Origin of the sequence: Meridianimarinicoccus sp. MJW13 (assembly GCF_014901205.1) — a bacterium.
GTDB lineage: Bacteria > Pseudomonadota > Alphaproteobacteria > Rhodobacterales > Rhodobacteraceae > Meridianimarinicoccus.
Genome location: NZ_JACNMU010000002.1, coordinates 467,766 through 479,683, shown reverse-complemented (window position 1 = coordinate 479,683; position 11,918 = coordinate 467,766). Strand labels below are relative to the sequence as shown.

Here is an 11,918-nt window from a genome sequence, read left to right as displayed (position 1 = left end):
GTCAAAGCCCGATATCCGCGACGGCAATGGCCATCCCTGATTCGACAAGCGCCTGATGCACCGGTTTGCGGCAATGGAAGGTTACGGCCAATTCCGCCGGAAAGGCGGCATCTGTGGTCAGGGTCTGGCCATCGGCCAGCACCCCGCTGGGCACATCGACCGAGACCCGGCGGGCCGTGCGCGGCACCCGGTCCATGACCTGGGCCACCTCGGGCGACAGGGGGCGGGTCAATCCGATCCCGAACAAGGCGTCGATCACCAGATCCACCCCGTCCATGGCCGAAGCCGCGGCCTGCCACGGCAGGACCTCGCCGCAAGACGTCCAGCGATCATGGTTGGCCTGCGCATCGGGGGGGAGCCTGTCGGTAGCGCCAAGCGCCGTCGCGGTCACGGCCCATCCCTGCCCCAGCAACAGGCGCGCGATGACATAGCCGTCCCCGCCGTTGTTGCCCGGACCGCACAAGATGCAGGCACGACCGGGGGCGGCCGTCAGGTCGGGCCAGTGTTGCGCGATGGCCTGCAGGACGCCTTCGCCGGCGCGCTCCATCAGTTCGAGCCCTGTGACCAATCCCGAGGCCATTGCCTGTTTTTCCAGCGCCAGCATCTGCGCGGCGGTCAGGATTTCGTCGTTTCCGCCTTCGGTCGAAGTTTTCATTATGCTCACTTGTTGTGCATTCCGCTCATTTTTTGACATCGCGACGGGGAATCCCGCAACGCGGGGAAACAGGGCGACCCTAGCCAATTGTGGCCCCCCGTTTAAAGTGTTCTCACGCTCGAAACACATTCCGGCGCGGGGGACTCAGGCATGAAAAAAATCGAAGCCATCATCAAGCCATTCAAACTTGATGAAGTGAAAGAAGCGCTGCAGGAGATCGGGGTGCAGGGCCTGTCGGTCATCGAGGTCAAGGGCTTCGGCCGTCAAAAAGGCCATACGGAACTGTACCGTGGCGCTGAATATGTCGTGGACTTCCTGCCCAAGGTGAAGATCGAGGTCGTCCTGTCGGACGACCAGCTGGATGGCGCCATCGAGGCCATTCTGAACGCCGCCAAGACCGACAAGATCGGGGACGGCAAGATCTTCGTATCGACCATCGAACAGGCGATCCGCATCCGTACCGGCGAAGACGGGGACGCGGCGCTGTAAGCCTTTCCATCAAAGACACCCCGCACGGCTGCCCCGTACGGGATCACACGTTCAACTAGCAGAGGGGAGATCCGGTCCATGAGCAAGGACGCAGTTCTCAAGATGATCAAGGATGAAGGCGTCGAGTACGTCGACATCCGTTTTACCGACCCGCGTGGCAAGCTGCAGCACGTCACCGTGATGGCCGACCAGGTGGATGAAGACTTCCTTGAAGAAGGCTTCATGTTCGACGGCTCGTCGATCGCCGGCTGGAAGTCGATCGAAGAATCCGACATGAAACTGATGGCGGACACCGACAGCGTCTACATGGATCCGTTCTATGCAGAAAAAACGCTGTGTATTCACCATTCGGTCGTGGAACCCGACACCGGCGAACCCTATTCCCGCGACCCGCGCGGCACCGCCGAAAAGGCCGAAGCCTACCTGAAGTCCAGTGGCATCGGTGACGTGTCCTACTGGGGCCCCGAAGCCGAATTCTTCCTGTTCGACGACGTGCGCTTCCAGGTCGACATCAACAAGGTGTCCTACCAGGTGGACGCGCAGGACGCGTCGTGGAACAGCGACACCGAGTACGAGATGGGCAACATGGGCCACCGTCCGGGCGTCAAGGGCGGTTACTTCCCAGTGAACCCGATCGACGATGCCCAGGACATCCGCAGCGAAATGCTGTCGACGATGAAACGCATGGGCATGAAGGTCGACAAGCACCACCACGAAGTGGCGTCGTGCCAGCACGAACTGGGCCTGATCTTCGGAAGCCTGGTTCATCAGGCGGACGAGCTGCAGAAGTACAAATACGTCATCCACAACGTGGCGCAGGCCTATGGCAAGTCGGCAACCTTCATGCCCAAGCCCATCGCCGGCGACAACGGCACCGGCATGCACGTCAACATGTCGATCTTCAAGGACGGCAAACCGCTGTTCGCAGGCGACCAATACGCCGACCTGTCGGAAGAGGCGTTGTACTACATCGGCGGCATCCTGAAGCACGCCAAGGCCCTGAACGCCTTCACCAACCCGTCGACCAACAGCTACAAGCGCCTGATCCCGGGCTTTGAAGCGCCGGTCTTGCGCGCCTATTCGGCACGCAACCGTTCGGGCTGTGTCCGTATTCCGTGGGCGGAATCGCCGAAAGCCAAGCGCGTGGAAGCCCGCTTCCCCGATCCCGCGGCCAACCCCTACCTGTGCTTCGCGGCGCTGCTTATGGCGGGCCTCGACGGCATCAAGAACAAGATCCATCCGGGCGAAGCCTCGGACAAGGACCTGTACGATCTGCCGCCGGAAGAACTGGCCGGGATCCCGACCGTCTGTGCCTCGCTGCGCGAAGCCCTGGACAGCCTTTCTGCCGATCACGATTTCCTGCTGGCCGGCGACGTGTTCACCAAGGACCAGATCGAAGGCTACATGGATCTCAAGTGGGAAGAGGTCTACGCCTACGAGCACACCCCGCACCCGGTCGAATTCAAGCTGTACTACAGCTGCTGAGTTCTGCGATGCGCAAGATTGGGGGCGTCCTTCGGGGCGCCCTTTTTCGTTGCGGGCCGGGCATGTGGCGGAAAGACCCGGCCGAACCGCACAAAGCAAAGGGGCGCCCCGAAGGACGCCCCTTGTTTTGTCTGCAATCCGGATCAGGCCGCCTTGCGCGGGCCCTTGCGGCGCGAGCGGCTGCGTGCCCCGGCAGGTTTGCCGCTGCCTTGCGGCTTGCCGCCGCCGCGCCCCGGACGCGGGCCGCCACGGCCCTTGCCGCCGCCGCCACGGGCGGGCGGGCTGACATCTTCCCACGGCGTGCCACCGGCCACCGGGATCGAGGTCTTCATGGTCCGCTCGATGTCGCGCAATTCGCCCATCTCGTCGGGCGCGCAGAAGGCCACGGCCCAGCCGTCGGCACCTGCACGGGCCGTCCGGCCGATGCGGTGGACATAGTTGTCGGCCACATTCGGCAGGTCATAATTGTAGACGTGGCGCACATCCGGAATATCAATGCCGCGCGCCGCCACATCGGTGGCGACCAGAACCTTGATCTGCCCCGCCTTGAAGGCGGTGATGGCGCGGTCGCGCTGGCCCTGGCTGCGGTTGCCATGAATGGCCGAGGTCGCAAACCCGGCTTTTTCCAGATGCCGGGCCAGACGGTCGGCGCCATGCTTGGTGCGCACGAAGACCAGCGCGCGATCTTCGTTGTGCTTGCGCATCAGGTCGATCAGCAGATCGGTCTTGGCCGCCTTGGCGACGAAATGGATCGACTGGTCCACCTTGTCGGCGGCCTTGCCCGGCGGGCTGACGGCCACGCGCACGGCGTCGGTCAGATAGGCATTGGACAGTTCGGCCATCTGCTTGGGCATGGTGGCCGAGAACAACATGGTCTGCCGTTCGGGTGCCAGCAGAGGCGCGATCTTGCGCAGCGCGTGGATGAAGCCCAGGTCCAGCATCTGGTCGGCCTCGTCCAGCACCAGGAACCGGGTCTGATCCAGGAACACGGCCTTGCGGTCGAGCAGGTCCAGAAGCCGCCCCGGCGTGGCGACCAGAATGTCGGTGCCGCGCTCAAGCCGCTTGATCTGGGCGTTGATGGACACGCCCCCCACCACCAGACCAATGCGGACATGGCCGCCGGCGGAATAGGCCATCAGGTTGTCGGCGATCTGCTTGGCCAGTTCCCGCGTGGGCGCCAGAACCAGGCCGCGCACGCTTTTGGGCGCGGGTTTCGAGCCCATGCCCGAGATCACATGCAGCAGCGGCAGGCCGAAGGCGGCGGTCTTGCCGGTGCCGGTCTGCGCCAGACCCATCACGTCGCGGCCGTTCATGGCGTGCGGGATGGCCTGGGTTTGAATGGGTGTCGGGTCGGTGATGCCAAGGTCTTTCAGCTTGGCCACAAGGCGGGGCGCAAGGCCCAGCATGTCAAAATCCATGAAGGATCGTCCTTTCGGCAGGCACAACAACGCCTGCTTGTGCCGTCTGCCAGATGCAGCGGCGGTTGCAGTGGACGCCCGGATCGGCACGCGTTTCGCGCCGAATGGGGCCCTGACCCCTGCGTGAAATGGAACCAGAAAACGATGTCAGGCCTATGCCGTCGTCCCGATGCACGGGGCGGCTTACTGCTCACGCGGCAGTGGCCTTGATGGGCAAATGGGGCATCCGGGGGCAGATGTCAACATTTCTGCGTTCGGCCTCGCGAACTGTCACCCTTGCGTGACAGCACGGACACCGCCCTTGTCCACGGCCCAAGCCTGCCGCATCTTTGAAACATTCTTGAAACGACGGGGTCGTCATGGCGACAGAACGCTTCACTTTCGAAGGGCAGGACGGCTTGCACCTGGCGGCACGGCTGGATTTGCCGGATGGGCCGGTGCTGGCCACGGCGTTGTTTGCCCATTGCTTCACCTGCGGCAAGGACATCGCCGCAGCGCGCCGCATCGCCGGCCGCCTGTCGGCGATGGGCATCGCGGTGCTGCGATTCGACTTCACCGGGCTGGGCCACAGCGAAGGGGAATTCGAGAACACCACGTTTTCCTCGAACGTTGCCGATCTGGTGGCGGCATCGCGGGCGCTGAACGCGCGCGGCTTGCCCCCGGACCTGCTGATCGGCCATTCGCTGGGCGGGGCTGCCGTGTTGCGGGCCGCCGCACAGATCCCGTCAGCACGGGCCGTGGTGACCCTTGGCGCGCCCTTCGATCCCGGCCATGTCACCGAAAATTTCGGCGGCGCGCTGGATCGGATCACCGCTGAAGGCGTGGCCGAGGTTTCGCTGGGCGGCCGCCCCGTGCGCATCGGCAAGGGCTTTATCGAAGACATCTCGCACGCCTCGCTGACCGAGGCCATCGGCCATCTGCGCAAGGCGCTTTTGATCCTGCACGCCCCACGCGACGCCGTTGTGGGCATCGAAAACGCCGCGCAGATCTTCCAGGCCGCACGACATCCCAAAAGCTTCGTTACGCTGGACGAGGCCGATCACCTGATCTCGCAACCACAGGATGCCGAATACGCGGCCGAGGTCATCGCAGCCTGGGCCGGGCGCTATCTGGACCTGCGCCCGCCCGCGCCCCCGCCCGGCGTGCCCGAGGGAATCATCCGGGTGGCCGAGGCCGACCCGGACGGCTTCTTGCAGGATGTGTCGAGCGGCCCCAAGCATCACGCGCTGGCGGATGAACCGCTGGCCTATGGCGGCACCGACCGGGGCATGTCGCCCTACGGGTTCCTGGCTGCCGGGCTGGGTGCCTGCACCTCGATGACCATCCGCATGTACGCGCGGCGCAAGGGCTGGGATCTGGACCACGTGTCGGTGGATGTCTCGCACGACAAGATGCACGCGCAGGATGCGAATGCCGGGGTGACCCCGCGCATTGACACCTTTCACCGGCTGATCCGGCTGGAGGGCGATCTGGATGACGCGCAACGCGCCAAATTGCTGGAGATCGCCGACAAATGCCCGGTGCACCGCACGCTGGAAACCGGCGCCAAGGTGGTCACCGAACTGGCCGGGGCTGGCGCCCGCGACTGATTATTCCGCCGCCAGCCGGCGCTTGGGATCCAGCATGCCCTTCAGATAGCGCCCGGTGTGGCTGCGGGCTTCCTGCGCGATCTTCTCGGGCGTGCCCTTGGCGACGATCTCGCCGCCGCCGTCGCCACCTTCGGGGCCAATGTCGATGATCCAGTCGGCGGTCTTGATGACGTCGAGGTTGTGTTCGATCACCACCACGGTGTTGCCCTGCTCCACCAGTTCGTGCAGCACTTCCAGCAGCTTGCGCACGTCTTCGAAGTGCAGGCCGGTGGTCGGCTCGTCAAGGATATACAGTGTCCGCCCGGTAGAGCGTTTGGACAGTTCCTTGGCCAGTTTGACCCGCTGGGCCTCGCCGCCCGACAGGGTTGTCGCCTGCTGGCCGACTTTGATGTAGCCCAGCCCGACGCGCATCAGCGCATCCATCTTGTCCCGGATCGACGGCACCGCCTTGAAGAACGCCTGCGCGTCCTCGACGGTCATGTCCAGCACGTCGGCGATGGACTTGCCCTTGAACTGCACCTCAAGCGTTTCGCGGTTGTAGCGCGCGCCGTGGCAGGTTTCGCAGGTCACATAGACGTCCGGCAGGAAGTGCATCTCGATCTTGATGACTCCGTCGCCCTGGCACGCTTCACAGCGACCGCCCTTGACGTTGAAGCTGAACCGGCCCGGCTTGTAGCCGCGGGTCTTGGCCTCGGGCAGCCCGGCGAACCAGTCGCGGATCGGGGTGAAGGCCCCGGTATAGGTGGCCGGGTTCGATCGCGGCGTGCGCCCGATCGGCCGCTGGTCGATGTCGATGACCTTGTCCAGATGCTCCAGCCCCTTGATGGTCTCGCAGGGGGCGGGCGTTTGACGGGCCCCGTTCAGCCGCATCGACGCGGTCTTGAACAGGGTCTCGATGGTCAGGGTCGACTTGCCGCCGCCCGACACGCCGCTGACACAGACGAAACGGCCCAGCGGAAACTCGGCGGTGACGTTTTTCAGGTTGTTGCCGATGGCCTTGACCACCTTGACCTTCTTGCCGTTGCCTTTTCGGCGCACGGCGGGCACCGCGATCTCGCGCCGTCCGGCCAGGTAGTCGCCGGTGACGCTGGTCTCGGTCGCCATGATCTGCGCGGGCGTGCCCTGGGCCACCACCTCGCCGCCATGCACCCCGGCGCCGGGACCGATGTCGAAGACATAGTCGGCCTCGCGGATGGCTTCCTCGTCATGTTCCACCACGATCACCGTGTTGCCCTGATCGCGCAGGTTCTTCAGCGTGGTCAGCAGGCGGTCGTTGTCGCGCTGGTGCAGGCCGATGGAGGGTTCATCCAGCACATAGAGCACCCCGGTCAGGCCCGAACCGATCTGGCTGGCCAGCCGGATCCGCTGGCTTTCGCCGCCCGACAGGGTGCCGGCATTGCGCGACAGTGTCAGGTATTCAAGGCCGACGTTGTTCAGAAAGCCCAGCCGTTCACGGATTTCCTTCAGGATGGCGCGGGCGATCTCGTTCTTCTGCTTGCTCAGGTGGTTCGGTGCGTCCTCGACCCAGTCCAGCGCCTGCCGGATCGACAGTTGCACCACCTCGCCCACATGCTTGCCCGCGATCTTGACCGCCAGCGCCTCGGCCCGCAGGCGGTAGCCTTCGCAGGTGTGGCAGGGGCGGTTGTTCTGGTAGCGTTCGAATTCCTCGCGCACCCAGTTGCTGTCGGTTTCGCGATAGCGGCGCTCCATGTTGGGGATGACCCCTTCGAACACGCGGGACACCTGATAGACCCGGCCGCCGTCGTCATAGCGGAACTCGATCTCTTCCTCGCCCGAGCCGTGCAGGAACACCTGCTGCACATGCGCCGGCAGATCCTTCCACGGCGTCGCCTTGTCGAATTCATAGTGCCGGGCGATGGCCTCGATGGTTTGCAGGAAATAGGGCGACTTGCCCTTGCGCCAGGGCGCCAGGGCCCCGTCATACAATTGCAGGGTCTGGTCCGGCACCACCAGCCGTTCGTCGAAGAACAACTCCATCCCCAGCCCGTCGCAATCCGGGCAGGCCCCGAATGGCGCGTTGAAGGAAAACAGGCGCGGTTCGATTTCGGGGATGGTGAAGCCCGACACCGGGCAGGCGAAACGTTCCGAAAAGGTGATCCGTTCGGGATCCCCTTCTTTCGGGGCGGTTTCCAGAATGGCAATGCCATCGGCCAGATCCAGCGCGGTGCGCAGGCTGTCGGCCAGTCGGGTTTCCAGCCCTTCGCGCACGACGATCCGGTCGACGACCACGTCGATGTCATGGCGGAACTTCTTGTCCAGCTTCGGCGGCATGTCCAACTCGTAGAACTCGCCATCCACCTTGACGCGCTGGAAGCCCTGCTTGCGCAGCTCCAGCATTTCCTTGCGGTATTCACCCTTGCGGTCGCGGATGATCGGGGCCAGCAGGAAGCCGCGCGTGCCCTCTTCCATCTCCATGATCCGGTCGACCATATCCTGCACCTGCTGCGCCTCGATCGGCTTGCCGGTGGCGGGCGAATAGGGCGTGCCGGCACGCGCGAACAGCAGCCGCATGTAGTCGTAGATCTCGGTCACCGTGCCAACGGTCGAGCGCGGGTTCTTCGAAGTGGTCTTCTGTTCGATGGAGATCGCCGGGCTGAGGCCCGAGATGTGATCCACGTCGGGCTTTTCCATCATGTCGAGGAACTGCCGGGCATAGGCCGACAGGCTTTCCACATAGCGACGCTGCCCCTCGGCATAGACCGTGTCGAAAGCCAGCGAGGATTTTCCCGACCCCGAAAGCCCGGTGATGACCACCAGCTGATCGCGCGGAATATCCACGTCGATGCCCTTCAGGTTGTGCTCGCGCGCGCCGCGCACCTCGATGTTCTTCTGCTCGGCCATGACCCACCTCGACGATATCCGCATAACCTAGGGGATCGGCAGCGAGTCTCCAACGAGAAACTGTGAACAAAGGGTGAACTTCATGCGCAATTGCGCCACGGCGCGCCCCGTCAGCCCTTGTCGCGCCACCGGTTGACGATGGGATAGCGGCGATCCAGCCAGAAGGCGCGTTTTGACAGGCGCACGCCGGGGGCGGCCTGGTGGCGCTTGTATTCGCTGATGTAGAGCAGATGCTCGACCCGCTTGACGGTGTCGCGGTCAAAGCCTGCCGCCACCACCTCGGCGACCGAGGCGTCCTCGTCCACCAGCATTTCCAGGATACGGTCCAGCACCTCATAGGGGGGCAGGCTGTCGTCGTCGCGCTGGTCGTCGCGCAATTCGGCCGAGGGCGGCTTGTCGATGACGCGGGGCGGGATGACCTCGCCCGCCGGGGCCAGCATCCACGGCGCGTGGTTGGCGTTGCGCCAGCGGCACATGGCGAAAACGCGAGTCTTGTAGAGATCCTTGATCGGGTTGTAGCCGCCCGCCATGTCGCCATAGATCGTGGCATAGCCCACCGCGACCTCGGACTTGTTGCCGGTGGTCAGCAGCATTTCGCCGAACTTGTTGGACAGGGCCATCAGCAGCAGGCCGCGCATCCGCGATTGCAGGTTTTCCTCGGTCAGGTCGGGCTTGGTGCCCGCGAACAGCGGCGCCAGTGCTTCGGTCGCGGCATCCACCGGGCCCGAGATCGGCAGATCATCCAGACGACAGCCAAGCTGGGTTGCCACGCCCGCTGCATCCTGAAGCGAGGTCTGCGAGGTATAGCGCGACGGCAGCATCACGCAGCGCACGTTTTCGGGGCCAAGCGCATCGGCGGCGATGGCCGCGACCAGCGCCGAATCGATGCCGCCCGAAAGCCCCAGCAGCACCTTGGAAAAGCCGCTTTTGGCCAGATAGTCCCGCAGGCCGATGACCATGGCGTGGTAGTCCTGCGCAAGGCTGTCGGGCCGCGTCGGGCGGTCGCCTTCAAGGATGCGCCAGCCGGCGGGGGTTTCTTCCAGATCCACATGGGTGATCGAAGTGTCGAACAGCGGCATCTGGAAGGCCAGCACACCACCGGGGTTCAGCCCGAAGCTGCCGCCGTCGAAGACCTGGTCATCCTGCCCGCCGACCATGTTCAGATAGATGATCGGCAGCCCGGTCTCGATGGTGCGGGCCACCATGTGGTTCAGGCGTTCGTCATATTTTTCGCGATGATAGGGAGAGCCGTTGGGCACCAGCAGGATCTCGGCGCCGCTTTCGGCCTGGGCCTCGGCCACATCCGGGTGCCAGGCGTCCTCGCAGATGGGCGAGCCGATGCGCAGCGGTCCGATCCGGTAGGGGCCGGAAATCGCGCCCGAGGAATACAGCCGCATTTCGTCGAACACGGCCGAATTGGGCAGTTCGTGCTTGAACACCCGCGCCACAACGTGGCCGTCCTTCAGAACGTGATAGCCGTTATACAACTTGCCCTCGGCCATCCAGGGTGCCCCGATGGCCAGCGCCGGTCCGCCGGTCAGATCGCGTGCCAGCGTTTCAAGCGTGGCCATGCAATCGGCCACGAAGGCCGGTTTCTTCACCAGGTCCTGCGTCTGATAGCCCGACAGGAACATCTCGGGCAGCGCCACCATGTCGGCCCCCGCCTCGCAGCCGGCCTCCCACGCCTGCCGCGCAAGGGCGGCGTTGTCGTCCAGCGCGCCAAGGCTGGGGTTCATCTGGGCCAGGGTCAGGCGAAAGGTCTGCGGCATGGGCGGTCTCCTGCTCTTGCTCCTTCCTTAAATTGCCGGCGCGGTAAGGGGAAGCGCCTGATCCGGGCATGTTGCTCCACTCCGCGCGATGATCTAGCACTTGAGCACGAGAACCGGGAAGGCAGGCAGGTCATGATGGGGCGGAAACGCGCGGTACGGGCATTTGCGGCAACGGCACTGGCGGCACTGGTCGCAAGCGCGGTTGCGGCGCAGGATCTGGGTCCGGTGGTGACGCAGCAGTATACCAACGGCGGCGTCTACGAAGGCACCATGAAAAACGGCAAGCCCCATGGACAGGGCCGCTATACCCTGCCCAACGGCTATGAGTACGACGGCAGCTGGGCCGATGGCGAGCGCACCGGCACCGGCACCACGAAATTCGTCGATGGCAGCATCTACGAGGGCGAGGTCGTCTCTGGCCTGCCGCAGGGCACCGGCCAGGTGGCGCTGCTGGACGGATCGGTCATTATCGGCACATGGGTCGAGGGCGCGCTCAGCGGCGAGGCCACGGCCACCTACGCCGACGGGTCGGTCTATATCGGCACCTTCGAGAACAACCAGCGCCACGGCACCGGCACCTGGACCCGCCCCGACGGCTATGTCTACGACGGCGGTTGGGAGGCGGGAAAGCGCAGCGGCAGCGCCACCATCACCTTCCCCGACGGCGCCCGCTATGAGGGCGAGATGCGGTCGGACAAGCGCAATGGCAGCGGGCTGCTGACCATGCCCGACGGGTTCACCTATGACGGCGCCTGGATCGATGACCAGATGAACGGCTTTGGCCGCGTCACCGATGTCAACGGCGACGTCTACGAAGGCGTGCTGGTGCAGGGCCAGCGGTCGGGCAATGGCAAGATGACCTATGCCAACAGCGACATCTACGAAGGCGCCTTCGTCGCGGACGAGCGCAACGGCACCGGCACCTTCATCGGCACCGATGGCTATCGTTACGAAGGCGAATGGGTGGCGGGCACCCATCATGGCCAGGGCCGGCTGACCTATCCCGATGGCTCGGTCTATGAAGGGACGTTCGACAACAACCTGCCGCACGGCGCGGGCCGCGTCACCTATGCCAATGGCGATGTCTACGAGGGCGACTGGCGGGCAGGCGAGATCAACGGTCAGGGGGCCAGCCGCTATGCCAGCGGCGTGGTCTACGAGGGCAGCTTCCAGGCCGGTGTGCCGCAGGGCCAGGGAACCCTGACCGGCCCCGACGGCTATCGCTATGCCGGCGGCTGGGACGCCGGCGTGCGCGATGGCGCGGGCGAGGTCACGTATCCCGACGGCTCACGCTATTCCGGCACCTTCCGCAACGATCAGTTCCACGGTCCGGGCCGCTGGGAAAGCGCCGATGGCGTGATCTATGACGGGGTCTGGCAGGATGGCGCGATCACCGGCGAGGGCCGCGTGACCTATGCCTCGGGCGATGTCTATGAGGGCGCACTGGTGGACGGCAAGCGCGAGGGACAGGGCACGCTGACCTACGCCTCGGGCGAGGTGCTGACCGGCCTGTGGCGCAACGGCGTGATGATCGAGGGCGAGACCCTTCCCGCGCCGGAGCCTGCGCCTGAGGCCACCCCTGCCCCCGACGCCGCACCCGACAGCACCCCCGTAACGGACCCGCAATAAAGCGCGCCGCGCCCGCGACCCG

General features: G+C 64.9%; 8 protein-coding genes. 4 read left to right on the top strand and 4 right to left on the bottom strand.

Features of this window, described 5'->3' with window-relative positions:
- Position 1: 1 nt before the first annotated feature.
- Positions 2–655, bottom strand: a complete 654-nt coding sequence (locus H8B03_RS19165; RefSeq protein ID WP_193140683.1) for an NAD(P)H-hydrate epimerase — start codon at positions 653–655, stop codon at positions 2–4.
- 150 nt (positions 656–805) lie between these two features.
- On the opposite strand from H8B03_RS19165, the gene H8B03_RS05315 reads away from it, so the two are divergent.
- Together H8B03_RS05315 and glnA are read left to right on the top strand one after the other, a co-directional pair.
- Positions 806–1,144: a P-II family nitrogen regulator gene (locus tag H8B03_RS05315; RefSeq protein ID WP_193140682.1), complete on the top strand. Its 339-nt coding sequence runs from the start codon at positions 806–808 to the stop codon at positions 1,142–1,144.
- 78 nt (positions 1,145–1,222) lie between these two features.
- A complete protein-coding gene (glnA, locus tag H8B03_RS05310) occupies positions 1,223–2,629 on the top strand; it encodes a type I glutamate--ammonia ligase (protein ID WP_193140681.1) in 1,407 nt (468 codons plus the stop codon).
- A 143-nt stretch (positions 2,630–2,772) separates the two neighbouring features.
- On the opposite strand, the gene H8B03_RS05305 is transcribed toward glnA, so the two are convergent.
- A complete protein-coding gene (locus tag H8B03_RS05305) occupies positions 2,773–4,047 on the bottom strand; it encodes a DEAD/DEAH box helicase (protein ID WP_193140680.1) in 1,275 nt (424 codons plus the stop codon).
- 359 nt (positions 4,048–4,406) lie between these two features.
- Here H8B03_RS05305 and H8B03_RS05300 point away from each other — a divergent pair, with 359 nt between their 5' ends.
- Positions 4,407–5,636: a bifunctional alpha/beta hydrolase/OsmC family protein gene (locus tag H8B03_RS05300; protein WP_193140679.1), complete on the top strand. Its 1,230-nt coding sequence runs from the start codon at positions 4,407–4,409 to the stop codon at positions 5,634–5,636.
- On the opposite strand, the gene uvrA is transcribed toward H8B03_RS05300, so the two are convergent.
- Both uvrA and H8B03_RS05290 read right to left on the bottom strand, forming a co-directional pair.
- Complete coding sequence (gene uvrA, locus H8B03_RS05295) at positions 5,637–8,498, bottom strand: excinuclease ABC subunit UvrA (protein ID WP_193140678.1); 2,862 nt, start codon at positions 8,496–8,498, stop codon at positions 5,637–5,639.
- Between the two features lie 110 nt (positions 8,499–8,608).
- Positions 8,609–10,267 (bottom strand): NAD+ synthase, encoded by a 1,659-nt coding sequence (locus tag H8B03_RS05290; RefSeq protein ID WP_193140677.1) that lies wholly within the window; start codon positions 10,265–10,267, stop codon positions 8,609–8,611.
- Positions 10,268–10,399: 132 nt separating this feature from the next.
- Between H8B03_RS05290 and H8B03_RS05285 the strand changes: the two genes are divergently transcribed.
- Complete coding sequence (locus H8B03_RS05285; RefSeq protein WP_226925697.1) at positions 10,400–11,896, top strand: MORN repeat-containing protein; 1,497 nt, start codon at positions 10,400–10,402, stop codon at positions 11,894–11,896.
- Positions 11,897–11,918: the final 22 nt, after the last annotated feature.

What these genes read in the sequence shown, in the direction of transcription:
- uvrA (WP_193140678.1), bottom strand. Translation starts at nt 8,498, where the DNA reads ATGGCCGAGCAGAAGAACATCGAGGTGCGCGGCGCGCGCGAGCACAAC.
- H8B03_RS05305 (WP_193140680.1), bottom strand. Translation starts at nt 4,047, where the DNA reads ATGGATTTTGACATGCTGGGCCTTGCGCCCCGCCTTGTGGCCAAGCTG.
- H8B03_RS19165 (WP_193140683.1), bottom strand. Translation starts at nt 655, where the DNA reads ATGAAAACTTCGACCGAAGGCGGAAACGACGAAATCCTGACCGCCGCG.
- H8B03_RS05285 (WP_226925697.1), top strand. Translation starts at nt 10,400, where the DNA reads ATGATGGGGCGGAAACGCGCGGTACGGGCATTTGCGGCAACGGCACTG.
- glnA (WP_193140681.1), top strand. Translation starts at nt 1,223, where the DNA reads ATGAGCAAGGACGCAGTTCTCAAGATGATCAAGGATGAAGGCGTCGAG.
- H8B03_RS05300 (WP_193140679.1), top strand. Translation starts at nt 4,407, where the DNA reads ATGGCGACAGAACGCTTCACTTTCGAAGGGCAGGACGGCTTGCACCTG.
- H8B03_RS05290 (WP_193140677.1), bottom strand. Translation starts at nt 10,267, where the DNA reads ATGCCGCAGACCTTTCGCCTGACCCTGGCCCAGATGAACCCCAGCCTT.
- H8B03_RS05315 (WP_193140682.1), top strand. Translation starts at nt 806, where the DNA reads ATGAAAAAAATCGAAGCCATCATCAAGCCATTCAAACTTGATGAAGTG.